Raw genomic sequence first — 24,480 nt, forward strand, 5'->3', positions numbered from 1 at the left:
GCGCTCTAGGCTCCGATTACCGCCGTGCGCAACTTTCCAGTAGGGCGCAGACATGGTCGACATCGTCCTGTGTGGTGCGCCAGTTACTGAAGGCCGCCCGAATGGCGCTGCGTCCCCGCCATTGTCCCGGCGTCATGAAGACCTCTCCGGTGGCGTTGAGTCGCTGCAGAAAAGGGGCGACCTCTGCGTCATCTATTCCTTGAGGACGAAACACCACCACATTGAGTTTGGCCGACTTGAGTAATTCGTAGTCAGGCGACTGCTCCAGCCACTGGGCCAAGCGTTCCGCTTGCGAACAATTGTCTTGCACTATCTGGCGGATACCTGCCTTGCCGTAAGCCAACAGGCTGATCCACAAGGGCAGGGCGCGAAAACGTCGCGAGTTCTCGATACCCAGATTCATGAACGATGGCGTGACGCTGTCTACCGCCAGATAAGGGGCGGGGACTTCCAGGCAGGACTGTAATAGTGGCATGTGGCGGCAGAAGAAAATGCCGCAGTCATAAGGCGTATTCAGCCATTTATGCGCATCGGAGGTGATGGAGTCCGCGCGCTCCAGCCCTTTGGTCCAATCGCGACGGTCCTCCAATAAGCGTGAAAATAAACCGAAAGCGCCGTCTACGTGCAGCCAGGCGTCATGTTGTTCGCATAGTTCAGCAATGGCTTCGAGGTCATCGAAATCCGTACCTGTCACCGTTCCTGCGCTGGCGAGTACGATTTTCCCTGCGCTGTCGCTGTTCTCCAGGGCATTACGCAAGGCGTCCACATCCATAGCTTCACTGTCAGCGAGACGCGCTACCTGAACCAGACGCTTGCGTCCCAATCCGGCGATCGCCATGCCTTTCAGGGCGCTGGCGTGAGGCGTGGCGGAGAACACTTCCACCTCCACACCGGATAAACCGTCAGCGGCGATATCCACGCCTTGTCTTTGTCCTGCGAACTGGCGGCCACAGAGAATGCCCAATAAATTGGATGCCGTGGCGCCGGTAGTCAGACAACCGGAGAAACTGTCCGGCAGATCGCAAAGGGCGAGCAGCCACTCAATGGTTTGAACTTCAAGCGCAGACGCGATGGAGTCTCCGGGGGTAGACAGATTCTGGTCCACCGCAGCCGCAATCCAGTCGCCCAGCAGCGCCGCCGGAGTCACTCCGCCAGTAACGAAACCCCAATACCTGGGACCAATGGCGGCGGCGAGATGGGGGCTTATCTCTCTGATGAAGCGCGCGACGGCGGCTTCCGCGCCCTCTCCAAGCTCAGGCGCTGCTAATGCGGGGGGGGTTGTGTCGGAGATCATGGCGGCTGGGCGATCGTTGGCGGAGCGGATGAAGTCCAGACACCATTGGCGGACGTCAGTGGTCAGTCTGTCCAGGTCGTGAAAGTCGTCGTGTAGCTGCGACATGGCGGTGCTCCTTAATGAGGTTACTGAATCGGAATTGCATTATCGGAGCAGGAGTGAAAGCATAACAGTAACAATTATCTATCTTAAAAAGAGTACAATTTGCCTGCGCTATACCAGACCCTCGCGGAAAGCCTGATGCAGGATATCCTCAGTGGACGCCTGCAACCGGGTGAGCGACTGCCCTCGGTGCGGCATTTCAGTCGCCAGCATGAAGTCAGCCTGACGACGGCGCTGCAATGCTATCGCCAGTTGGAGGCCGACGGGTTCGTCCAGGCGCGGCCGCAATCCGGTTTTTACGTGAGGCATAAAGAAAAGCCCCCTGCGGGGCCGGAGTTGCCGGTTTTCACCGGGCGCGCCGCGCGAGTCGCCAACATTGGGGCGATCGAAGAAGTGCAGGCTGTCTCCAGCCGTCGGAATTTCGCTCCTTTCGGCGTTTCCCTGTTAGCGCCTTCGCTGGTTCCTTCCGACATGCTGCAGCGCAGCCTGGTCCGCGCATCCCGGCGCTTGGGCGAGCGTCTGTTCCATTATGGTCCCGCGCAAGGCGATGCTGGTTTGCGGGAGGCGCTGGCGCGGCATTTCAAAGAGGACGGCATGGCGTTCTCGCCGGATGATCTGATGATCTGCAACGGTGGCATGGATGCGGTGAGTTTGGGGTTGCAGCTGTGTACGCAACCCGGAGAAACAGTGGCGGTGCTGACTCCCTGCTTCAGCGGGCTATTGCAGGTGATAGAGAGCCTTGGGCGCAAGGTGTTGGAGATACCATTGCACTACCGGGGGATTTATCCGGATCGTTTGCGTGAAGCGATGGCGGAGCCGGATGTGAAAGCCTGTCTGTTGAGCGCCAATAACCATAATCCGCTAGGGTTTACTTTGTCGGCGCAGGAGAAAAAGGATATCGCCGCCTGGGCGGCGGCGTACCAGTGCCCTGTGATTGAAGATGATATCTTCGGCGAGTGTGGTTATGGCCGCCAGCGGCCGTTGCCGATTAAAGCCTGGGATGAAGAGGGATGGGTGTTCTGGTGCGGCTCAGTATCGAAAACGCTGACGCCGGCGTATCGCCTGGGTTGGTGCGCGCCAGGTAAGTGGCGACAGGCGGCGTTGCAGCATCGCCGGGCGCTCACGATCAGTATCAACCTGCCTTTGCAAGCCGCCTTGGCGGACTTCATTCATTGCGGCGAGTATCGCAGTCACTTGCGCAAGTTACGCTTGAGCCTGGCGCAGCAGGTGGACGCCATGAGCCGGGCCGTATTGCAGTTTTTCCCTGATGGCTCAACCGTTACGGAGCCGGAAGGCGGTTATGTGCTATGGGTGACTCTGCCGCCGCAGTGCGACGGCTGGCGGGTGTTTCAAAGGGCGGCGCAGGAAGGCCTGAGTATCTCCCCGGGGACGGTTTTTTCCATTACAGAACGCTATCGTCACTGCATCAGATTAAATGCGGGCTGGCCGTTTGACGACAGCGCGCTGGCGGCGGTGAGCCGGCTGGGGGAAATCTGTCGGGAGGAAACGCTTTAGCGGCTATTTTTTCTGGATGAAGTCGCCCATGCGGGACTTTTCAAACAAAGACTCCAGGCGTCCGCTGGCGCGCATTTTCTTCAAGCCGCGATTGAAGGCCTCTATCAGTTCATTGGCGTCAGGAATGCGGCGGGACATAAGGAGATAGTGTTTCTCCTCGGACAACGGCTTCAAATGGCTGGTGACCATGCGGTCGACCCCGGGGGCGAACTCGCTGGATAAAATGAAGTAACCCACTTCAACGTCTTCCGGCACCACATCCACCCGGTGTTTGAACATCATTTTGAAGCTGCTGACGATGTCGCTGGCGTAGTCGTGGGGGAGCTCCTCATTGCGGACCATCTCCATGAACCTTTCGTTGTAGTTGTACCCCAGCGTTAGTCCGAAGCGGTACTTTTTCAGGTCGCTGAAGTCCTTCCAGTCAAAATCGGTGTTACGCAGATGAAAAAACACGTATTGGGTGCTGGAGATGGGGTCGCTGTAGATGAAATACTGGGTGCGCTCTTCGCGGTAGGCCCACAGGATGGAGCCGTCCCACTCGCCGTCCTGAGCGCTTTGCAGGGCGCGTTTCCAGGGCATGAAGGTGAATTTCACTTCGTAGCCTTCGCTGGCGAAGGCTTCTTTGACAATCAGCGACACGACGCCATCGTACTTGAGGTCCTGGGAGACATAGGGCGGCCATTCGCCATTGGTAAGACGAACGACGCGTTTGGCGTCGGCGGCGTGAGCCGAGCCCAACAGGCTCAAAGCCCACCCGAGAAACAAGAAGCGCCAGAGAAAGGTATTCATGGTTAGACGGCCGTACAAGTGAAAAACATATCCTGCGACAGACTTTGGGTCTCTCCCGTTATGTCATCATGACAATCCGCTAATAGATTATTAACGTGGCAATGATCTTGGCATGTTAATAATCAGACGCATGAATGCGCCTGCGCGGCGGCTAGCCGCGGGAGACAGAGCCTGACATGTGCAGGCTCTGTCGTTGCAGACAAATAGAAGGCAGCTATTTGTCTACCTGATTAATAAGTGTATGCGAATTGCCGCAGTTCGCAAACGCAGGCAAGGAACGCAGTGGCTAACCACGACGGAGGCTATACTCATTAAAGCGTCGCCCCGTGCGGCTCAATTTCTATCTAAGGAATCCTGATGAGGCGCCTAACGGAAAATTTACTATTTACCCTTGTTTTAATCGCCATGATTGGCGGCGCGACGGCGAAAGAAAAAATATTGCTGGTGACGCAGGAGTTTCCTCCATTGCAGGTGATGACTGGTCATGGCGAGTATACCGGCTTCGTCATCGACTTTATGAAGGAAGTGATGGCGGACGTCGGCAAAGAAAACGACATTGAGAGCAGCATTATGTTCGCCCCCTGGAAGCGGGCCATGCTGTTAGCGGAGAGCCAGCCGAACGTCGTCTTCTTTTCTCTGTCGCGCACCCCTGAGCGGGAAACCAAGTTTCACTGGCTGGGATGGGTGGCGCCCTATGATGTGTACCTGTACAAACTCAGCTCCCGGGAAGATGTTCAAGCAAAAGGCTGGGAGGACATCATAGGCAAGGGTTACAGCATCAGCGTGCAAAGCGGCAGTAATTTCGAGGAACTGCTGAAGCGCAAGGGAATCGGCTTTCCGCCGGACAATACAATGGTGGAGACAGTGGTGCATAACTCCCAGAACATCATGCGGGCATACCGGGGCTTCACAGATTTAATGATGCAGGTCGAAGTCAGTTTCCCCATTCGCCTGAAAGAGGCGAATCTCAACCCATCTAATTTTGAAAAGCTGTTCAGAATTGACGAGTTGTCAGGGCGGTTGTGGGCGGTGGTCAGCCCGAAAACGTCTGACGCTATCAAACAGGCGTTACAAAAAAGCTTTGATCGTTTGAAAGCGGCGGGACGGGATAAGGCGCTGATGCGCCGTTACTTTGTGGAGCCGCCGGCGGACGCCTTGCTAGAGGTGGAAAGGACGTTGGAAAACGCCACTGCCTGGCCTGGGTGACTCTGCAGTAGGGCTGAACGGGTCAGGAAATCCTGATGCTGGCGACGACCCCTTCACAGCGCAGCGAGCCCAGGGTGGAGCTGGATGTGTAAATAAAAAAGCTGCCGCCATCCACGTCAATCGCCGCGACTTCGATGGAAAACTGTTCTGACATGCGGTTCGCTTCCGTCAGCGCGCTATGGCCTGATTTCAGGAGGACGGTGGCGCCATTTTCTACCCCGGCGATATCTCCGCTCAGCGGCGCGGGATCATTGCAGCCTGAGTTCACGCCGAGGCGGAACTGAGCGTCGTCGCAACCGCCAAGCCAGGGCGTTGCGCCTAGTACTACGAATGTGGCTGCTGTAAGAAGCTTTTTCATCTCCGGCTCCTTTCCCATCGACTTTGTTCGAGTATACGCCTTTGTGATTGCGAGCGTCAGGGCAGGGCTGCGCGCTGACGGCTTTCCCAGATGGCGAAGGTGTCGAGCAGGGTGCGGGCGCAGGCGGCGGGGTTGGCCTGAAGCAGAAAATGAGGGCCTTTAATGCGCATCAGACGGTTGTTAGGGAAGTACTGTTGTATTTCCTGCACTTTTCCCGGCGACACCAGATAGTCGTCACTGGCCTGTAAGTAGATAGAGGGGATGGGGGCTGGCTCATGGCGCCAGTGCAGCTGTTGCAGGGACTTCAAGCGGGCCTTGAGGGTGTTCGGCGGTACGGTGCGCACGGCGGCGTTGAAGCGCTGCAGAAAATCGTCTCCAACGTCGGAGCCGAGCAGCAGGCGTCGCTGCGTCCAGCTGGAAAAAGGCAGTCGCATCATCCTGTGCAGCGGCAATCTGCGTCCAATGCACACCGCCAAGGGGCTTGGGATGGACAGAAAGGTGGCGACGAAAATCACGCCACGCAGACCGGGCGTCGCATCCGCCGCCAGTATGGCGCCGATGGGGCCGGAAAAGGATTCCGCCAACAGATAAAATTCATCATCAGGAAGTTGTTCGCGGACATGTGAGGCCAACGAATCGTAATCCTGGGGGCCGGTTTGCGGCAGCGGAATAACCTGGGCTTGCACGTTAGGCAGGCACTCCAAAAACGGACCGAATAATTCACCGGTCCCGTCCATCCCCGGCAACATCACCAATTTAGGCTGAGATCTCATCATTGGGGGGAATCCTTGGTGGCGGCGACGATTTCCTCTTGCAGCTTTTCCAGGTCGTCCAGTATTCGGATGAATTTACGCCCGAAAGGGGTGATTTCATATTCCACACGCGGGGGAATTTCCGGATAAGCGATGCGTTTGATAATGCCGAAGCTTTGGTTTTTGCGCAGGCAGTCGTTAAGCACTTTGGTGGTCAGTCCATCCACCCGACGCACCATTTCGCCAGGTCGGTTAACGCCATTCGCCAGCAGGCTGAACACAGTCAGCGACCATTTACAGCCATAAATGGTTTCCACCATACGGGCGCTTTGCAAAGGGGGCGTTTTCAGGGGGACGGTATCTTCGGACATAGACTCGGAACCAATTACGGGCGACGGATGCGTCAGGGTTGCAATGAATCCAGATAATAAACAAAAAGACCCGGAAACCTGAACAGGAATTCCGGGCCGGGCGTTATGTAAGGCTCATTAGTCAGCGACAGCCTCAGGCTGCAGCGTTTCCCCCGATTCGCCGAACAGGCCGCGTACAACCTGTAAGCCAACGGCGAAAGCGCCGATGATAAAAATGACGTCGCCGAAGGTGCGCGCCCAGCGCAGGGTTTCCATGATGTCCTGCTGCATGAAAATTTCGCTGCGCGCGTACCAAAGCCCCTGACTGGCGCTGGCGTGGAATTGCAGCAGCCCTATCGGCGCCAGACTGGCGACCACCATCAACGCCAGACCGGCGTTCAGCCACCAGAAGCCGGTTTTCATCAAGCGGTCGCTGAAGACCATTTGCGGGCGGATATAGCGCAACACCAGTAAAGTGAAACCAATGGCCAGGAATCCGTAGACGCCAAACAGCGCCGAATGGGCATGCACTGGCGTGGTGTTCAACCCCTGGATGTAATACAGCGAGATGGGCGGATTGATCAGGAAACCGAAAACTCCCGCGCCAAGCATATTCCAGAACGCCACGGCGACGAAGCACAGCAGCGGCCATTTCAGGTTTTCCATCCATGGCGCGCGCGCTTTCAGGCGCCAGTTCTCCCAGGCTTCGTAGCCCAGCACGATCAGAGGAACCACTTCCAGCGCGCTGAAGGTGGCGCCTACCGCCATCACCGGCGTAGTGGTCCCAGAGAAGTAAAGATGGTGAAACGTTCCGGGAACGCCCCCGAGCATAAACAGCGAGGCCGAAGCCAGACTGGCGGTGGTCGCCATGGAGCGGGACACCAGTCCCATGGTGGAGAAAATAAACGCCAGCGCCGTTGTGGCGAACACTTCGAAGAACCCTTCCACCCACAAGTGCACCACCCACCAGCGCCAGTATTCCATGATGGAAAGATGCGTGCGTTCGCCGTAGAAGAAGGCGGAACCGTAAAACAGCCCAATAGCGATCACTGACGCGGTCAACAACGCTAACAGGTTTTTGTCGCCAGGGCGTCGCAACCCATTGACGATTCCACGCAGCATCAATACGAGCCAGAACGCGACGCCGAGGAATTTTCCGATCTGCCAGAGCCTTCCCAGATCCACATATTCATACCCTTGATGGCCGAGCCAGAAATTCAGTTCTGGAGGCAGGATTTGTGCGATCGCCAGCCAGTTGCCGACAAAGGAGCCGACGACGACCGCCACCAACGCCCAAAACAGAATGTCGACGCCCAGCTTTTGATATTTGGGATCTTTGCCGCCGTTAATAATCGGCGCCAGAAACAACCCCGCGGCGAGAAAGCCGGTGGCGATCCAGAACAGCGCGCTCTGAATATGCCAGGTGCGCACCAGGGAGTAGGGAAACCACTGTGAAACATCAAGACCGTAAAAGTGGTGACCTTCAACGGTGTAATGGGCGGTAAAGCCGCCCAGCAACACCTGGAAGGCGAATAACGCGACGATCAGGAACAGGTATTTGCCCAGCGCCAGTTGCGAGGGCGTCAGCGCGAAGCGACTCAATGGATCTGACTGCGGCGCCGCAGGCTCCGCCTCATTGTGTTTATGCAGGAACGCCCATCCCCAGATCAACAAGCCGACGCCGGCGATCAGCAGCGCGACGCTGACAATGGACCACATGATGTTTTCCGCGGTAGGGCGGTTGTCTATCAAGGGCTCGTGAGGCCAGTTATTGGTGTAGGTGACCTCGCTGTCAGGCCTTTGCGTGGCGGCGGCCCAGGCGGTCCAGAAGAAGAAAGCGGTCAGGTCTTCTCGGCGCTGGGCGTCGGGCAGAGTATTTTCTTTCATCGCATAGCTTTCACGGGTTCCCCGCAAGTCTGGCGCATCGCTGAACAGGCGGCTGTAGTATTTCGCGGTATCCGTTATCGCTTGCGCGCGGCGGTTGCTGACTGATGCGGAGCGGCTCTCCGCGTCGTAGGTGTTGCGGCGGTATTCGCTTTTCAGGCGATGGCGCAGGATGCTCTGTTGCTCGTCATCCAGCTCGGCATAGGATGCCCCGTACACGTCCTGCGCGGCGAGTTGCAACCAACGCTCCAGTTCGCGATGCAGCCAGTCTGCGGTCCAATCCGGCGCCTGATAGGCGCCATGTCCCCAAATTGAGCCCAATTGCATGCCGCCCACGGATTGCCAGGCGGTTTGTCCATCAAGAATATTTTCCTGGGTAAAAATGGTCTCGCCTGTAGCGTTGACGTAACGCTCTGGAATCGGCGGCGCCTGCCGATAAACCTCGCGGCCAAAGAAGCCGAGCAAGCAGAAAGTGACGCCCAATACGGCGATGAGCAGCCACCAGAGTTTGCGGTATTCAGCCATGGGCGTCCTCCACAACGTCGGTGAACAGAATGTTGTTCTCCAGATGGATATGCTGCATTAAATCGTCTCGCAATTGGGCGAGGCCGGCGTAAAGCGCGCGCCAGGTATTGCAGGCGCCTTTGGGAGGGGTGATGTTGTTGGTTAACGCCTCTAATTGCGCCAACGCTTCGCCATGGTGATCATGCTCCATGCGCATGACGGAAATAGGGCCTTGCGCCTGCATGCCGCTCATCCCGGCCAATAGTATGGGAAATAGAATGTTCTCCTCTTTCATCATGTGGCTTTCCAGCTCTTGAAACATTTCCGTCAGATGCTGAGCCAGTCCGTTCGGACACTCGTCTCGCTCCCCATGGACATGCTCCACACGGCGGGCGAGGTGTATCAGTTCCGGAAGTTGCTCGCGATGGCGGGCGTGGTAGCGGGTGAGAATATGGTCAATCAGCTCAGGGCGACCGGCGTTGCTCCAGTTATCATCCGGCTCCTCCTGTAGGGCGTTGAGTCGTTCCAGCACAACGTCTGGCTCCAGCTCCTTCTCAGTCAGGGCGTCCCGCAGCTTCTTCGCGCCTCCGCAACAAAAATCCAGTTGGTATTCACGAAACAGGCGAGTGGAGCCGGGGAGGTTGCGAGCGATCCAGCCGACGGGACGATCAAGTAAGGTCATGGCGGGTTTCCTTCAATAGTGTTTAACTCGCAACAGGTTTGGCAACCTTTGTGCCATTTATTAACATTATGATTTTTAAGTATTTAAAATTAACTGTGGTGTTTTATACCCGAATCTAATAGGGTTATAAAAACCCTTTTAAGGTGATTAGTACCATGATTGAGGCCAGCCTGTTGGCGGATCTGGTGACGGAACTGCCCCACGCCGTGCGTTACCAGCGTTTGATGAACGCCATGCGAGAATATTTTCGGTGCGGCGCAGTGGCGCTGTTGCGGGCTGACGGCGACAGCCTGCGGCCGTTGGCGGCGGAAGGGCTGGTGCAGGAAACCCTGGGACGCCGCTTTATCATCGCCCAGCACCCCCGTCTTGCAGCCATATTGGCCAGCCGGCGACCGGTGTGCTTTGCGAGCGACTCAGGCTTGCCCGATCCCTATGACGGTCTGTTGGAGAGCTGCGTCGGCGAACCTTTGCCTGTGCATGATTGCATGGGTGTGAGCCTGTATGTGGATGGCCTCCTGTGGGGGGCGGTGACCCTGGACGCCCTGCAGGAAGGGACTTTTGATGCGCAGGCGCAGCAGGATCTGGCGCGGTTCACGTTGATCATCGAAGCCTCAGTAAGAGTGACCCGGTTAGAACAGGAGCGGAGAAATCTGGCGCTCATGCGGCAGGATGGAGACCGGCGCGGCGTGACCCAGGATGAAAGCGAGATCATTGGCTCCAGCGATTGCATTCGAAACCTGCTGCGGGAACTGGATGTGGTGGCGGACTCCGAGTTGCCGGTGCTGCTGATGGGCGAGACCGGGGTGGGAAAAGAGTTGTTCGCCCGACGCCTGCATGGTCGTTCGCCGCGCAGAGAGCGTCCGTTGATTCATGTGAACTGCGCCGCATTGCCGGAATCCCTGGTGGAAAGCGAGTTGTTCGGCCACAGCAAGGGGGCATTCTCCGGCGCGTCGGCGGATCGCGCAGGGCGCTTTGAAGCGGCGCATGGCGGCGTGATTTTCCTGGATGAAGTGGGGGAGCTGCCCCTGAGCGTGCAGGCGAAATTATTACGAACGTTGCAGAACGGTGAGATACAGCGTTTGGGCGAAGACAAACCGAGACAAGTGGATGTGCGGGTCATCGCAGCCACCAATCGACAATTGAAAGAGAGCGTTCGCTCCGGCGACTTTCGAGCGGATCTGTATCACCGTCTGTCCGTCTACCCTGTCTGGATTCCGCCGCTGCGTGAGCGCGACGCCGATGTGCTGGTGCTGGCGGGTCATTTTCTGGAGCTTAATCGCTCACGTCTGGGCGTGCGCAGTCTGCGGCTGTCGCGAGCGGCGGAGCAGGCCTTGTGCGCTTACTCCTGGCCAGGCAATGTGCGGGAGCTGGAGCATGTCATCAGTCGCGCAGCGCTCAAAGCCATCAGCCGCGGCGCCAGCCGAAACGATATCGTGACGCTGGATGCGGCGTTGCTGGACCTGGATTATGGCGAAGAAGCGACGGCTCCCAGTGAGAGCCCGCCGTTGACTCTTGCAAAAGTCACCCACGTTCGCTCGCTGCGCGCCACAGTGGAGGACTGTCAACGCGAAGCCATCCGTGAGGCGGTGAATCGTCACGATGGTTCCTGGGCCGCCGCCGCCCGTGAGCTGGAGGTGGATTCGAGCAATCTGCACAAAATGGCCAAGAAGTTGGGGCTGAAATGAACCAGATGCTGGCGGCGTTCATGCACGTTAAACTCTGGCCGCCAGCGTTAAAAAATAGTCAGCAAGATCAATCAGGCGAATCTGCGCACGCGCCGCCACACTGCTCTCTGTTGAGGCGAATATGGCGAATGAGACGACTGTAAGCACATATCAAAACCGGCTACGGCGTGTGCTGGCATACATTGACCAGCCTTCAAAAAAACATGCGGACAAACGCCTTCCCAATTTCGGCGAGATCCGCGGTGGGAGCCTTGGCGAGATCATGATGAATTTCTTTTCAAAGCGAGGGCGGACATTATGCAGACGGATAACCAGAACTATTCAGTCAATATCGTGGAGCAGGAGGCCATTCCGGTCGCGGCGCTGGAACATTGCGCGACACGCCTTGTTTTCTCCAACGCGTGACCATGTACCCGGACGTTCCTGAACATGAAGCGATCATCGATATCTATTTGCCATTGGCTTGATCAGCGGCGCGCCGCCAAAAAGGTTCTTCTTCGACCCAAATCCGGCAATAATGCGAGCCAACGTTGAAAATCAGGAATGAGAGATAGAGATGCTGCGCGTTTTGGGGATTGTATTATTACTGTCACTGGCCAGTTGCGGTTTTGTGGAAGGCGTTGATGACGCCAAGGCTGCCGCCGCGACCTTTTTTGACGACAGAATCAAGGAAGGCGGCCCCGGAGCGGATCGCTTTTACTCGTCGCACTTTATGGACTCCGTGGACCCTGAAGAGTGGGAGAGCATTCGTCGGCTGGTGCAAAAGGCCAATGGCGACTTGCGTAGTTACTCCCTTGATACATGGCGCGCGCAGGACAAAGTGCAGACAAATGGGTTGTCCGGCATGTTTGTGACACTCACTTACAAGACGACCTATACAAACGGGGAGGGCGTGGAGACGCTGATTTTGTTCAGGAATGACGACAACCCGGAATACAAGGTGATGTACCATCACTTTAACAGTGAGTCGATCAACCGGCTCGTCAAGCAGGGGATCGATGAGGCCGCTAGTAAACCGGAAGTGATTAAGCCCATCGCTGTCAAAGGTGCTGGCAAGTAGCTTATTGTGGCGCCTGAATGAAATTTACTAAGACACTGGCCGCGTGGCGTCTGGGGTGGAAACTTTATTTCTTGCTGTACGCGCTGATTGCCGTCGTGTTTGCGATGATTATTACGCAGGCGCTGTTTGCCTGGCATGACTATGTGGATTTTGCGTTTTTCTACATCAATCTGGCGGCGATTTATGGCTACGCCTTTAACAAAAGAGTAGGGCGGGCCGGGCTCTGGAAATGCCTGTTATGGGTTTACCCTGTCTGGTCGCTGCTGTATCAGTTTGTCTTGCCGTTTGGCTATGATTTCCCGCTGCTGGGCATGCGAGCATACGTAAACTGGACCATGATATTCCCGCTGGGCGTCACCGTTGTAAGTTCCCGGTGTATTTATAATTATGGATTTAAGTCGCAGCCTTTGTGGATGGGTAATGCATGACCTCTTTCACGTCGTGAAGCGAGATCAGAATAGTTAGGAGATAAATATGAGTGACTTGTACGCGCCGCCCAAAAGTCAGGTTTCGGATGTCGCGATGTCGGTTAAAGAGCCAAACGTCATCTGGAAAATATTCTTTGTGATCTGTGTGCTGTTGAATCTGATCGTGGCGCCATTTCTGATTATGTCTTTCATTGGTGCAGACTATGTGGATTTAGATTTTAACGCTGGCGCGCTGGATTACTTTGATTGGCTCATACAGTGCGTCATGTTGGCTGGGTTATTTGGGTATGCTTTTTCCAAACGCATCGGCATGCAGAAGTTGTGGAAGGCTGCGCTGCCAGTATATGTCGTCTGGTTTGTCTCATATGCCTTTATCCTGCCGTTCGGGTTTGGCGTGTATCAATTTAATGAGCCGCCCGCGCTGGACTGGACACTGGTGATTGATCCACTGTTCACACTGGCCGTGGCGCAGGCGATATATCTTTACGGTTTCTCCTCGGACCACCTTTGGCGTGAGCAGTGAAAGCGGATCGATAGCCCATTAAGAGGCGTTACTCAATGGGATACTCTCTGCCATATTTTTCGTAAAGCGGCAGGAGCTGATGGGTTTCAATGAGGTAAGCGACGCCTTCGTTATACTTCTCCCGTAGATATTCGCCACGCTCGTTATTGGCGAAGGTCATGTACAAGAAGACCCGGGTCACCGGCTCAGTGCGAAACTGGGTTTTATCTACCAGAATATTGCTGAAAGTAATGTTGGTCTGACGCAGGTTGTCGAAGTAGTAATCCGCCCGTTTCAGATAGACTTTGGAGAGCGCGCTTTCTCTGGAGTTCAGATCTTCTCCCTGGAGATACTGCTTCACCTTATCGTCGATATAGTCCGTATAACCTCGAATCCACACGCCGTTTTTCCCCGCTAGCGATTCCAGTCCTTTCCACTCTCCGAAATGATCCGGCAAAAAGGTGACAGCTTCGGTGATAACGGAAACAGGGTAGCGCGCCTGCGGGTACTCTTCAGTGGGATCAAGCCCGCCATACATATCGGCGTGTCCGTCTTTCACCATCAGCTCGGCCCGCTTCCAGGGCACGATAATCTGGTTTACCTCGATATTCACATGCCTGAATGCGGCGAAAATGATTTCGTTGTAGAGTCCTTTGCCGTCTTTTTCCACGCTGCCTTCCCACTCTGGCGTAACCCAGATAATGCGATCGACGTTCTCCGCATATGAGGCGTGGTTTATTAAGCTTGTGAGAATAAGAATTGCGAGTTGTTTGAGCATCTTGCTTCCAATCAGATAATGCCCGGGATATCCGGCGGAATAATAGAACAAGCCGGGCCCAATGCGAAGGTCAGAAGGCGACATTTATGCGTCTCTAGACGAAGTCAGCGCGCAATAATATTTTTTCCTTCATGAAATCAACAATCTATACCAGTATGTGCCTACCTGACCAATTTGTGCTTACTTTTTTGATGCATCCAGCAAGCCTACTCTGAGCGCCTGTTTCGAATGACTTCAGAGAGGTGATGCAAATGCAATTGGTACAAGGTTCATGGGCTTTAATCGTCGGTGGCTCCAGCGGGATGGGATTGGAAATTGCGCGGCGGATGGGGGCGGCTGGCGTGAACATCATGCTGGTCGGCAAGCGTCAGGAAAAACTGCAACAAGCCGGCGAAGCGTTACGCGGAAATGTAGAGGTCGAGACATTGAATGTGGACCTCTATGAACAGGAGCAAGTGACGCAGCTGATAAAACAACTGAACGCTTTCGATGAACCTGTTCGCTATCTGGTGAACGCCGCGGGCTACTTCAGTCCCAAACCGTTTCTTGAGCATACGCCGGCGGATTACGACGCATATCTGGGTTTGAATAAAGCCTTGTTCTTTATCTCCCAGGCCGTTGCTGCAAACATGCGCGATCATGGCGGGGGCGCTGTACTTAATATCGGCTCTATGTGGGCGAAACAGGCGGTCAAAGCGACGCCGTCTTCAGCCTACTCTATGGCCAAAGCGGGATTGCATGCGCTAACTCAACATATGGCGATGGAACTGGCGGAGTATGGCGTGCGCGTCAACGCCATCGCGCCTGCGGTGGTGAGAACGCCAATCTATGAGGCCTTTATCGCTCCGCAAGAGGTCGACGAGACACTGGCGACGCTAAACGCATTTCATCCCATTGGGCGTATTGGTGAAGTCGGGGATGTAGCGAGCGCCGCGATGTTTCTGTTGTCGGATCAGGCTGGCTGGGTGACCGGCGCGATCTGGGACGTGGACGGCGGCGTCATGGCGGGACGCAATTAGCTCGCCTTATACAGGGCTCGCTCGCTGCGTGGTAAGCGAGAGCCCTGCTATACTGCCGCGCCATATCTCTTAATACGATATACAGGAGTAGCACTGTAATGGATGAGATAGTGAACAGGAGACTGCGCTGTGCGGTATTGGACGACTATCAGAATGTGGCTAAGACCTATGCGGATTGGAGTGCGCTGGAAACGCGCATAGATCTACAGGTGTTCAATCGCCATCTTGGCAATGAAGATGAGGTCGCCGCGCAACTGGCGGAATTCGATATTATTGTCATCATGCGTGAAAGAACGCCCTTTGGCGCTTCTTTGTTAAATCGCTTGCCGAGGTTGAAGCTCCTGGTGACCTCCGGGCCTCGTAACGCCGCTATAGATCTTGCCGCAGCAAAGGCCAACGGCGTGACAGTGTGTGGCACCCAGGCCTCTAAAGCGCCGCCGACCGAGCTTACCTGGGCCTTGATACTGGGGTTGGCGCGCCACACTGCGATAGAGGATGCTGCATTTAAAGCTAATGGGCCTTGGCAAAATACAGTAGGCGTTGACCTCGCAGGTAAAACGCTTGGGCTGCTGGGATTTGGTCATATCGGACAGAAAGTGGCGACGATTGGTCAGGCGTTTGGCATGAATATCATCGCCTGGAGCGCCAATCTCACTGAGGATTTGACCCGCTCAATGGGCGTGACGCTTGCGGAATCGAAGGACGCTCTGCTGGAGTGCAGCGATATCGTCTCCATACATCTGGTGTTAGGAGAGCGCAGCTGGGGGCTGATTGATGCGGAGGCGTTGTCGCGGATGAAAAAGTCTGCGTTGTTGATTAATACTTCCCGCGCTCAAATCGTCGACCAGACGGCGCTGGTGGAAGCGCTGCAGCAGAAGCGCATCGCCGGGGCGGGATTGGATGTATTTGAACAGGAGCCTCTGCCGGAAGGACATGTTCTGCGCACGCTGCCGAATGTGCTGGCGATTCCTCATCAGGGCTATGTCACAGAGAATAACTATCGCACTTACTACACTCAGATCGTCGAGGCGATTCAAGCTTACCTGGATGGCGCGCCGGTTCGGGAGATGAGCTGATCTGTAGCGATCAGCGCCACTCGCAGTTACTTTCAATGCTGGCCGCGCCCAGATGCACATATCTTCGTTCCCGCGTCAGCTCGCAGGTGAAGCGCAAAGGGCGTCCCGCTAGCTCGTCATTGGGGGCGGGGCCGATTTTGATTGTGCTCCAGATCAGGTGTTCAGTACCGTTTACATCGACGTAAATGGTTTGCGCCGCCCGGAACGGGATCGGCAACAGCGTCGCCAGCAGAGAAGCTTTATATAGAGCGGGCAGACGGAAGCTCCCATCCTGGGCGGTGCGTACGCTGTCGGAAGATTTTTGACGCCATTCGACCCAGCGGGTCACAGTGGCGCCTGATACAGGTTCGCCGGCGTAGGTAATCACGCCGTAAACTTCTGAAAACAGGCATACTTTGCCGATCATATCCAAGACTCCCATGTCCTGCGCAGACATCATGGCTAGCGTAGAGAATGATAGCATGTTTCCCTGTAAGTATTATGTAAGAGGTTAATTTTAATATATATTTCATGCTTGTCTCCCTGTTGGCGAAAAGGCTTTTGGGAGACTTGCGCATCAACAGATTCTGGTCAGAACGGAGAGTGAAGAATGAGCTTCAGGAGAAACGGATATAGGGATATCAAAAAGATTCTCGCAGTGGGGATGGCGCTGGCGTTGAGCGCCTGCGCCCAGCAGAGCGTCAAGCCGCCTTTGCAGAAAAACCTGGATCAGGCGTACGCCAATGCGGTCAGAGATGCTGAAATTGTGGAGCCGAATGAAATTTCAAAAAATCTGACGGCGATTACGACGTTGAATCCAGCTCTGGAATGGAGTGGAGATCGACAGAAAGTGTTGGTGACCACCTGGACATCCTGGGACGGTTACGACAACTCAGTGGGCCAGACGCAGACTCTGTCCAGAGAAGTTTGGGTGACGGTGGTTCCTGAAGTGAAAAGCTTCTGTCGCGCTCGCTATAAGTTTCCAGAGCAGACCATTTTGCGCCTGGAGCAATTACTGGGTTTGCCGCCTGGGGATAATAAAACCAAGTTCGTGGAAATGTGGGTGAGTCCGTCAGATCTGTTCCGCCCCTCTCCAGATCCGGAAATCAGCGATCATGAAGCAGAGTTGGACTTCCCTGTGTCGGACCGTTTTGTCACTGTAAGCAAGGATCACAAGGCGTGGTTCAAGAACTTGCGTAAAACCTCATATGGCGAGAACGGCTACCCCTGGACTCGCTTGGGTTACACCTATGATTGGGGTAACCCCGAGTCGGAAGTAGGATTGAGCGAGTTTGTCATACGCGCTGGAGCCAGTGTAAAAGTGCACAGCGTGACCAATACGATCAAATACTGCGAATAACCGATAACGCTGGCTCCGGGCGCGGCCCGGAGCTTAGTCCAGGTAAATCTCCACACGTTCTTTGTCCTTGCCGACATTCTTACGTTTCATGGAGATGCGTCCCACTTCGCCTGTGCGGGTCAGGTGCGTGCCGCCGCAAGGAACCTCCGCGAATCCCTCCACCCGCCAATAGCGTCTTTCCGCATCTTCGTCACTGAAAGCGCTGATGATGTCGCGGTTTTCGTCGATGAGACGTTGCGCGTCGGCGTCAATATCCGGCAACAGTGGGGAAATGCTTTGGGGCCAGGAGAAATCGATACGCGCCTTTTCCTCGGCGATATGCGCACCGACTTTATCGACTCTGCCCAGCTTGCGATAGAACAGTTCGAGCACCAGCTCCGCTGCAAAATGCAGCCGCATAAGGCGATATCGTCTTTCCCAGTCAATGGTGATTTCCACTGGATCGCCGACCTGAAGCGCATGATCTTCCGGCAGCTCGTAAAAAATTTCCTGCTCTTCCTTGCGCGCGCTGATCACTCTGAATCCGCCAATGGTTCCATGGTCGCTTTCCTGACCGCCGGAGAGCGCATAAAAGATAGTTTCCTCGACCGTAATCACGGCGTCCTGGACGCTGGTGACGTAGGTGCTGAGAGTTGTGAGATAGGGGTCTTCCCAGAATATTTTTCTTGTCATACTTCAGCCTGAAAAAGTCCTTTAAACAGATACGCGGAATCTTCGCCAACCATAAGCGCGTTTGCAAGAGGGGCGCTTAATGGGGCCCCTGAACACTGTCCCTGACCAGGCCAAGAATGTTGCGCCAGAGCTGTAGTAGCGGGATACCGGCGTAACCAGATTCCTGGGTGTCGTTACATTCGATAATTACCCAATCCCATCGCAGGGTCTTATTAACATGCCAATATCATTGCCATGTTAATATAATCTGATCATCCCTGAGACGAAAGGATGTTATGTATCAGGTTAAGCCATACGCAAATAGTAAGATTTGGCCTGGGTGAGTTGCGTGTAGGCGAGCTCCGATAACAGTGAGCCGCATCCAGATTGCTTAACGCCTCCCCAAGCCAGGGCGGGATCAATATGAATACCTGGGTTCATCAGCACCGCGCCGGTCTGTAGTTGCTCCCCAATTGCCTGGGCGCGGGCGATATCCTGGGCCCACAGTGAGGCCCTCAGTCCGTAGAGGCTGTCATTCATAAAGTGGACGGCTTCAGCATCATCCTTCACTTTCATGACGCCCATAACTGGACCGAATGTTTCACTTGCCATCAATGTCATGGAGTGATCGACATTCGTTAATATCTGTGGCGCGAGGTAGGTGGAGCCCAGACATGAGTCCGAGAAGTGAGCGCTCTCAATGCAAGGCGTGGCCCCTTGGGCGATAGCAGCGTCCAGTTGTGTTCTGACCGCCATGGCTTTTTGTGCGCTCACCATTGGCCCCAATGTGGTGGTGGGTTGCATGGGGTTTGCTAACTTGTAGTGTTTAACTTCAGCCACCAAAGCGTCTAAGAAGTCCTCATAGATGTCTTCATGAGCGTATATGCGCTCGATTGCGTGATTGGATTGCCCGCAATTTAATAAAGCGCCTTTGGCAATACCAGCGGCGCTCATGTGCAATGGTGCATCTGGAAAAACATAAGCAGGATTATTGCCGCCTAATTCAAGGGTTAGTTTCTTGAAAGTCCCTGCGGCGGCGCGCTCTATAGCTACGCCGGTCGCACTGGAGCCTGTAAAGGAGACATGTCTGACTCTGTGATCACTGATCAAACGCAACATATCGGCGTCTTTGACGTGTAAATGTTGAAATACACCGTCCGGTAGTCCGGCCTCAAAGAAAATGTGAGAGAACCGCTCCGCGCACAATAGCGTCTGTGTGGAATGTTTGAGAATAACGCAGTTGCCAGCCATGAGTGCGGGGATAATCGCACTGGCTGCGGCGAGATAAGGATGGCTCCAGGGGGCGATACACAATGCTACGCCTAGCGGCTCGCGCCTCATGTAGCGGCGGAAGCCGGTTTTGGGTTGCGTTATGATGTCTTCAAGATACCTTTCAGCGATATCAATCATATACTCGACACAAGTTTCAGTGTCTTTGATTTCTTGGGGCGTCTCGCGTACTGGACGGCCTATTAATAAGGTGATCTCAGGAGCGATTTCACGCGTTTGCGCCGCCAGCGTGGCGACTGCGAGACGGCAGTAGCGCGCCCGTTCTGTGATGGAGACGGTGCGCCAGATTCTTTGGGCTGTGAGTGCGCGTTCGAGCGCTGTGTTGATTTGAGTGTCCGTGGCTGGTTCCCTTTCCGCCACTAATGATCCGTCAATGGGTGAAATGATTCTCATAATCGTTGCTTCCCTATGCTTGTCGTCGCAATAAATTTCCCTCTGCTCAGCTTTAATTATTGCAAATTCCTGGGGGTTGTCGCGGGGTTTTACAAATCTTGTGGAACGTTTCCTATTTGATATTGAAGCTCCCATAGGCGGACGAAAGGGAGGGAGTTGGGGTTCCGATTTTAATATGCGTTAGGGTGTCAATGAGCTCTGCACTAGTTCTGTCGAATAGTCCATTATTTTTACATGCCGTGTAAGACAAAAATGCTTTGTCCTTATAAATCAAAGGTCTAATAGTTGGCATGCTGGTTGCTATATAACGGGGACAATAAGGGTAAGACTCTTCACTATAAAAACTAGTATTTACGCTAAAACAATTTAACCGACATTTGTTCAGAGGACATCATGAAGAAACTCGCATTTCTAGCAAGCCTTCCACTAATGCTGGGTGCAGCCAGCGCGTACGCTATTCCAGCTTCTTACGGCACTGCTACTCACGACACAACTGCGTGGCAAGAACTGGCTGACGCGCCTAATGGCGATTCCTACGGCGTTTCCTGGACTACTGACGGCGGCGCAAGCTGGGGTCGTAATGACCTGACCGTCGGTCAAACCGTTCAATTCAAATTCAACGTTCACAAGCAAAACGTGGGTACTCACTACGCCGACCTGATGAAGGCCTGGATTGACTGGGACCAAAATGGCGTATTCGACGCTAGTGACGAAATCGCATACGGCGAGCACAAGCTGGATGACTTCGAGCATGTTCAAGGTATGTGGCAAGCGCCGACTAACCCCGATTTCTCATTTTTCTCAAGCGAATATACTCTGACCAACTCTGACGTGGGCGACTTCTGGTTGCGCGCTATCGTTACTTGCACCCACTCTATCACCAACATGTATGGTGGTTCTTGGGGCGATCAGTGGACTCCAACCTACACTGGCAACTATCAGAACCTGATGACTCCAACCGGTCACTACTATCAAGGTGAAACGGAAGAGTGGAAAATCTCCGTTCACTCTGTGCCTGAGCCCACTACTTTCGCACTGTTGGGCCTGGGTCTAGTTGGCCTGGTGGCTAGAAAGCGCGTTAAATAAGATATAACTACCGCTAGCTTAATGATTCTGGATCGGAGGGAGAGTCTTTTCCTCTGGTCCAGGCATCGTTACTCCCTTCTTGACTTGGCGCTGATATTCAGATTATTTCGAAGTAGCGTTCCAACTCCCACATTGAAATATGTTTTCTATATTCCCGCTCTTCCCATTCGCGAGTTGCTGCAAAGTGTTCGACAAAAGGGGAACCAAAGAAGTCTCTGGCCATCTGACAGTTTTTCAGGCGTTGCGCCGCCTCCCATAAAGTCGAGGGAAACTGTAAGTGTTCGGGAAATGTCTTGTCATAGGCGTTGCCTTCCACCATGCATTCTGGTTCAAGCTTGTTTTCCATTCCCCACAGTCCTGAAGCGATGACCGCCGCGAGAATGACATAGGGGTTGGCGTCTGCGGCGCCAATTCGATATTCCAAGCGTTGAGACTGTATGTCTCCGGGAATAACTCGGATAGCACAGGTTCTGTTGTCGATTCCTATACTGGCTTCAGTGGGCGCCCAGAAGCCTGGAATCAGCCGCCGGTAAGAATTAATTGTTGGCGCAATCATCGCCATTAGGTCCGGCATAAGCTTTTGTTGACCTGCGACGAAATGGCGCATTGTTGCGCTCATATTGGCCTCTCTTTCTCCGTCATAAAAGAGGTTCAGCCCGTCCCTGTCTTTTAACGATAAATGTATGTGACCGCTTTGTCCTGGATAGTCTTTTGACCACTTAGCCATGAATGTGGCCGTCTTGCCTTGTTTTTGCAGCGCAACTTTAGTGAAAGTTTTAAATAAGGCGGCTTTATCGGCTGCATTTATTGCCTCATCATGGGCAATTGCCGCCTCCAGGACTCCGGGACCAGTTTCCTCATGAAGGCCTTCAAGTGGGAAATCCATATCGTCCGCCAACTGGAGCAGACTCAAATACGTATCCGATTCCACACTGTTGCGGATAACGGAGTAGCCAAACTCCGACGGCGCCATGGGGGTGAGGCCTTGGAACGACTTCTCCCGGATACTGTGAGGCGTTTCTTCAAAAACAAAGAATTCATACTCAAAGCCGCAATCGACTTCTACTCCCATGTCTTTAGCTTTGCTTACAACTCTTTTGAGCAAGCTGCGCGGACAAACTGCCTCCGCTTTATCAGCAAATTCAGCCAGAAAAAATACGCCGCCGCTTTCAAGAGGCAAAGTGCGGCAACTTGAGGGGATAATGCGAACCTGGGCGTCGGGATATCCAGTATGCCAACCAGTGTATGCGACATTGTCATAGAGTTGATCCTTCACATCCCAACCCAGGACGACATCGCAGAAGCCAAAGCCTTTGTGGAGAGCGGACAGGAACTTGTCTCGCGACATATATTTGCCGCGCATGACGCCGTCTATATCAAACACACCGACTTTAATGTGTTTGAACATGGAATCTTCGATAAGCGTGCGTGCGTCTTCGACGGATTTCACTTCCCTTGGGTCCATAACGTCACCTGTGCAGTTCGCGGATGAAGAGGGCGCATTAATAAATATAACAGCTCTGAGGGAACCTGACGGGATATTGCAAGTCTGACTATCCTGGGTCTGACGTGTTTAAGACAGCAGTTGGACTAAAGTCTAGGAGTGGAAGCTGGGTCTGTGAGCGCTTTACCAGATACAAGGCGCCTATCGATCTGAATTAATATTTCAGTTCGCCGCTTCCGTTACTTTTTACTCTGGATGTTGCCTCTGAGGCGGTGGGGTAAAAAGAATTTTTACGAGATTTGTTGTTATCAGGAGTACGTAAAATGCCCGTTATGTTTGATTGGTTAGCGCACAATATTTTGTCATTGCGTGTGGCGGGAGTACAGAACTCCGCAACAGCCGCTGGCGGTCATTGCACTTGGCGCTTTTCGCAAGTTAAGAATCCGGTTCGAAGCTTAATTCTTACCAATTCGGATACCAGTGGCGGTATTTGCGAAATGTTGGCGGCAAAGTGGCTGGAAGTTCACGCCAATGCTGAGAAATATGCCCGCTCCGGTGAGGCGACTTCTTTGGCTGGCTGGATCAGTCGCACTGGCGGAGAGATCGACCCTAATAAAGTCCGTCAGATTATGCAGATGTTTATAATCGGCAGTACGATGAACTCTGGGGCTGTCGTTGGCCAGCCAGGCATCGGCAGAGAAGATCAAAACTACGCGACGGAGCGTTGGTTGCAATCTAAAGGCGTGACCAGACGTAAGCATGTTTCCAGTGGTCCAAGTTGGTTTAAAGGCATGTCGCGAGGATCGACAGGTGATAGGGGCGGGCGCCGCAGAGATTTTTCGGCGGAAATCGGGCGGGCGATTACCTCCAGTGCGAAGTCATACAAAATGATTGGCGTCGCCGGGCCGAATTTCGCTCATGCCGTGGCTGCATGGAGCGATACGGATGTAACCTTTTTTGATCCTAACTTTGGAGAGTTCTGGTTCCCGACGACGACCGCTTTCCAGGGATGGTTTCCCCGTTTCTGGCATCTGGCGGGATATGGAACGCCAGCGATAGGCCTGAGCGAATCCTATGAAATCATGGAGTATGATACGGTAGCTTAGTTTTTCAGGTAAGATAGCGGCCGAATATAAACGGCGAATAGCCTGAGAAGCGCCTGCAGTGTCGCTTCCTGTATTTCAGTCCAGCGATAAAGGAGCTAATTTTGGCCAAAGCATACCTTCCTCTTATTGGCGTTATTCTTTTGGTTGTGGTGCTTTGGCCTTATCCGGTGCTGATTCCTCTTAAAATACTCGTGGTTTTCTTTCATGAAGCTTCACACGCCATTATGACGGTGGCGACGGGAGGTGAAGTGGTGGAAATGGTTATCTCCGTTGATCAAGGCGGACACGTGCTATCCCGCGGCGGTAATCGGTTTCTGACATTGTCCGCCGGCTATCTTGGGTCGTTGATCTGGGGCGTATTAATTTATCTGACAGCGCTATTGAGTCGCCTTGATCGCGCGCTTATGTTCATTCTTGGACTGTCTTTATTGGCGATAGCCGCCTGGTGGATAAGAGATGTTTTTGCCCTGGGTTTTGCGCTCGCTACAGGAGGCGCCATGATAGCCAGCGCGATATGGCTGCCGATGTCATTTAATGATGCGGTCCTGCGAGTTATTGGCGTCACCAGTATGTTGTACGCCCCATTGGACATTTACAGCGATACGATTGAACGCTCTCACCTGCGGTCTGACGCAGTTATGCTTGGTGAGGCTTATGGTGGCTCAGGCATGCTTTGGGGCGTAGGCTGGTTTCTGTTGAGTCTGGCCGTTATCTACGTCGCATTTAAATTCGGGCATCGAAGCCCGCCTTCTTCACAAGATAATTGATACCTTTTCCCTGCGACGCCGTATATCTATACTGAGTTCGCGCATGCAGTGCTGTCGGTATTGAAACGCGGGATGCGAACAAGAATAACAAAAATCGATAGACAATCAGGAGAGAGACTATGAAAGCTATATGGAATGGCGCAGTTATTGCCGAATGTGAGAACACGATCATTTTGGAAGGAAACCATTACTTTCCTCCTTCCGCCATCCGGTCAGAATATTTTAAGCCAAGCGATACCCGTACAGTTTGTGGATGGAAAGGCACAGCCTGCTACTACGACATTGAAGTTGAGGGCTCCACCAATCGAGATGCAGCTTGGTATTACCCTACAGCCTCAGAAACGGCCAGTAATATTCAAAACTATGTTGCTTTCTGGAGAGGGGTGACAATAGAAGAAGGTTAGCCAGATTGGTGTGGCG

At 54.0% G+C, this 24,480-nt stretch carries 25 protein-coding genes; 13 read left to right on the forward strand and 12 right to left on the reverse strand.

Annotated features, from left to right (window positions below):
• Window positions 1-16: 16 nt before the first annotated feature.
• A complete protein-coding gene (locus HCH_RS03190; protein ID WP_011394681.1) occupies window positions 17-1,399 on the reverse strand; it encodes a pyridoxal phosphate-dependent decarboxylase family protein in 1,383 nt (460 codons plus the stop codon).
• Window positions 1,400-1,498: 99 nt separating this feature from the next.
• Here HCH_RS03190 and HCH_RS03195 point away from each other — a divergent pair, with 99 nt between their 5' ends.
• Window positions 1,499-2,911 (forward strand): PLP-dependent aminotransferase family protein, encoded by a 1,413-nt coding sequence (locus tag HCH_RS03195; protein ID WP_011394682.1) that lies wholly within the window; start codon window positions 1,499-1,501, stop codon window positions 2,909-2,911.
• 3 nt (window positions 2,912-2,914) lie between these two features.
• Here HCH_RS03195 and HCH_RS03200 read toward each other — a convergent pair whose 3' ends face one another.
• Window positions 2,915-3,700 carry a substrate-binding periplasmic protein gene (locus HCH_RS03200; protein WP_011394683.1) on the reverse strand — a complete coding sequence of 262 codons (786 nt, stop codon included), beginning with the start codon at window positions 3,698-3,700 and terminating at the stop codon, window positions 2,915-2,917.
• 357 nt (window positions 3,701-4,057) lie between these two features.
• On the opposite strand from HCH_RS03200, the gene HCH_RS03205 reads away from it, so the two are divergent.
• Complete coding sequence (locus tag HCH_RS03205; RefSeq protein WP_011394684.1) at window positions 4,058-4,906, forward strand: substrate-binding periplasmic protein; 849 nt, start codon at window positions 4,058-4,060, stop codon at window positions 4,904-4,906.
• 22 nt (window positions 4,907-4,928) lie between these two features.
• Here the strand turns inward: HCH_RS03205 and HCH_RS03210 are convergent, their stop codons facing one another.
• From HCH_RS03210 to ytfE, 5 genes are all read right to left on the reverse strand, one after another.
• The gene (locus HCH_RS03210) at window positions 4,929-5,264 is read right to left on the reverse strand and encodes a hypothetical protein (protein ID WP_011394685.1); all 336 of its coding nucleotides are present in this window, start codon (window positions 5,262-5,264) and stop codon (window positions 4,929-4,931) included.
• Window positions 5,265-5,320: 56 nt separating this feature from the next.
• A complete protein-coding gene (locus HCH_RS03215) occupies window positions 5,321-6,040 on the reverse strand; it encodes an alpha/beta fold hydrolase (RefSeq protein ID WP_011394686.1) in 720 nt (239 codons plus the stop codon).
• A complete protein-coding gene (locus HCH_RS03220; RefSeq protein WP_011394687.1) occupies window positions 6,037-6,387 on the reverse strand; it encodes a winged helix-turn-helix transcriptional regulator in 351 nt (116 codons plus the stop codon). The genes HCH_RS03215 and HCH_RS03220 overlap by 4 nt, the downstream gene beginning before the upstream one ends.
• 117 nt (window positions 6,388-6,504) lie before the next feature.
• Window positions 6,505-8,775 (reverse strand): nitric-oxide reductase large subunit, encoded by a 2,271-nt coding sequence (locus tag HCH_RS03225; protein ID WP_011394688.1) that lies wholly within the window; start codon window positions 8,773-8,775, stop codon window positions 6,505-6,507.
• The gene (gene ytfE, locus HCH_RS03230) at window positions 8,768-9,436 is read right to left on the reverse strand and encodes an iron-sulfur cluster repair protein YtfE (RefSeq protein ID WP_011394689.1); all 669 of its coding nucleotides are present in this window, start codon (window positions 9,434-9,436) and stop codon (window positions 8,768-8,770) included. The genes HCH_RS03225 and ytfE overlap by 8 nt, the downstream gene beginning before the upstream one ends.
• A gap of 155 nt (window positions 9,437-9,591) precedes the next feature.
• Between ytfE and norR the strand changes: the two genes are divergently transcribed.
• The 4 genes from norR (at window position 9,592) to HCH_RS03250 (ending at window position 13,132) form a co-directional block, all read left to right on the forward strand.
• On the forward strand, window positions 9,592-11,121 hold the full coding sequence (gene norR, locus HCH_RS03235; protein ID WP_011394690.1) for a nitric oxide reductase transcriptional regulator NorR: 1,530 nt from the start codon (window positions 9,592-9,594) through the stop codon (window positions 11,119-11,121).
• 556 nt (window positions 11,122-11,677) lie between these two features.
• Window positions 11,678-12,181, forward strand: coding sequence for a hypothetical protein (locus HCH_RS03240; RefSeq protein ID WP_011394694.1), 504 nt, complete (start codon window positions 11,678-11,680; stop codon window positions 12,179-12,181).
• Window positions 12,182-12,198: 17 nt separating this feature from the next.
• Entirely contained in the window at window positions 12,199-12,609 is a 411-nt protein-coding gene (locus tag HCH_RS03245; protein ID WP_011394695.1) for a hypothetical protein, read from the forward strand.
• A gap of 46 nt (window positions 12,610-12,655) precedes the next feature.
• Window positions 12,656-13,132: a hypothetical protein gene (locus HCH_RS03250; protein WP_011394696.1), complete on the forward strand. Its 477-nt coding sequence runs from the start codon at window positions 12,656-12,658 to the stop codon at window positions 13,130-13,132.
• Window positions 13,133-13,160: 28 nt separating this feature from the next.
• On the opposite strand, the gene HCH_RS03255 is transcribed toward HCH_RS03250, so the two are convergent.
• The gene (locus tag HCH_RS03255) at window positions 13,161-13,889 is read right to left on the reverse strand and encodes a substrate-binding periplasmic protein (RefSeq protein WP_148212460.1); all 729 of its coding nucleotides are present in this window, start codon (window positions 13,887-13,889) and stop codon (window positions 13,161-13,163) included.
• A 251-nt stretch (window positions 13,890-14,140) separates the two neighbouring features.
• Here HCH_RS03255 and HCH_RS03260 point away from each other — a divergent pair, with 251 nt between their 5' ends.
• A complete protein-coding gene (locus HCH_RS03260; RefSeq protein WP_011394698.1) occupies window positions 14,141-14,908 on the forward strand; it encodes an SDR family NAD(P)-dependent oxidoreductase in 768 nt (255 codons plus the stop codon).
• Between the two features lie 98 nt (window positions 14,909-15,006).
• Complete coding sequence (locus HCH_RS03265; protein WP_011394699.1) at window positions 15,007-15,984, forward strand: D-2-hydroxyacid dehydrogenase family protein; 978 nt, start codon at window positions 15,007-15,009, stop codon at window positions 15,982-15,984.
• A gap of 10 nt (window positions 15,985-15,994) precedes the next feature.
• Here HCH_RS03265 and HCH_RS03270 read toward each other — a convergent pair whose 3' ends face one another.
• Window positions 15,995-16,390, reverse strand: coding sequence for a DUF6795 domain-containing protein (locus HCH_RS03270; protein WP_158304922.1), 396 nt, complete (start codon window positions 16,388-16,390; stop codon window positions 15,995-15,997).
• A 183-nt stretch (window positions 16,391-16,573) separates the two neighbouring features.
• On the opposite strand from HCH_RS03270, the gene HCH_RS03275 reads away from it, so the two are divergent.
• Entirely contained in the window at window positions 16,574-17,323 is a 750-nt protein-coding gene (locus tag HCH_RS03275) for a hypothetical protein (RefSeq protein WP_011394702.1), read from the forward strand.
• A gap of 33 nt (window positions 17,324-17,356) precedes the next feature.
• Here the strand turns inward: HCH_RS03275 and HCH_RS03280 are convergent, their stop codons facing one another.
• Together HCH_RS03280 and HCH_RS03285 are read right to left on the reverse strand one after the other, a co-directional pair.
• Window positions 17,357-17,995 carry an alanyl-tRNA editing protein gene (locus HCH_RS03280; RefSeq protein WP_011394703.1) on the reverse strand — a complete coding sequence of 213 codons (639 nt, stop codon included), beginning with the start codon at window positions 17,993-17,995 and terminating at the stop codon, window positions 17,357-17,359.
• Between the two features lie 285 nt (window positions 17,996-18,280).
• On the reverse strand, window positions 18,281-19,657 hold the full coding sequence (locus HCH_RS03285) for an aldehyde dehydrogenase family protein (RefSeq protein WP_011394704.1): 1,377 nt from the start codon (window positions 19,655-19,657) through the stop codon (window positions 18,281-18,283).
• 393 nt (window positions 19,658-20,050) lie between these two features.
• Between HCH_RS03285 and HCH_RS03290 the strand changes: the two genes are divergently transcribed.
• Window positions 20,051-20,743 carry a PEP-CTERM sorting domain-containing protein gene (locus HCH_RS03290; protein ID WP_011394705.1) on the forward strand — a complete coding sequence of 231 codons (693 nt, stop codon included), beginning with the start codon at window positions 20,051-20,053 and terminating at the stop codon, window positions 20,741-20,743.
• Window positions 20,744-20,840: 97 nt separating this feature from the next.
• Here the strand turns inward: HCH_RS03290 and HCH_RS03295 are convergent, their stop codons facing one another.
• Window positions 20,841-22,208: a glutamine synthetase family protein gene (locus tag HCH_RS03295; RefSeq protein WP_011394706.1), complete on the reverse strand. Its 1,368-nt coding sequence runs from the start codon at window positions 22,206-22,208 to the stop codon at window positions 20,841-20,843.
• Window positions 22,209-22,684: 476 nt separating this feature from the next.
• On the opposite strand from HCH_RS03295, the gene HCH_RS03300 reads away from it, so the two are divergent.
• The 3 genes from HCH_RS03300 to HCH_RS03310 all read left to right on the forward strand — a co-directional run bounded on the left by HCH_RS03300 (window position 22,685) and on the right by HCH_RS03310 (window position 24,464).
• A complete protein-coding gene (locus tag HCH_RS03300) occupies window positions 22,685-23,293 on the forward strand; it encodes a YopT-type cysteine protease domain-containing protein (protein WP_238384964.1) in 609 nt (202 codons plus the stop codon).
• 101 nt (window positions 23,294-23,394) lie between these two features.
• Complete coding sequence (locus tag HCH_RS03305) at window positions 23,395-24,060, forward strand: M50 family metallopeptidase (RefSeq protein WP_011394708.1); 666 nt, start codon at window positions 23,395-23,397, stop codon at window positions 24,058-24,060.
• 119 nt (window positions 24,061-24,179) lie between these two features.
• A complete protein-coding gene (locus HCH_RS03310) occupies window positions 24,180-24,464 on the forward strand; it encodes a DUF427 domain-containing protein (RefSeq protein ID WP_011394709.1) in 285 nt (94 codons plus the stop codon).
• Window positions 24,465-24,480: the final 16 nt, after the last annotated feature.

Source organism: Hahella chejuensis KCTC 2396, assembly GCF_000012985.1.
GTDB classification, from domain to species: Bacteria; Pseudomonadota; Gammaproteobacteria; order Pseudomonadales; family Oleiphilaceae; genus Hahella; species Hahella chejuensis.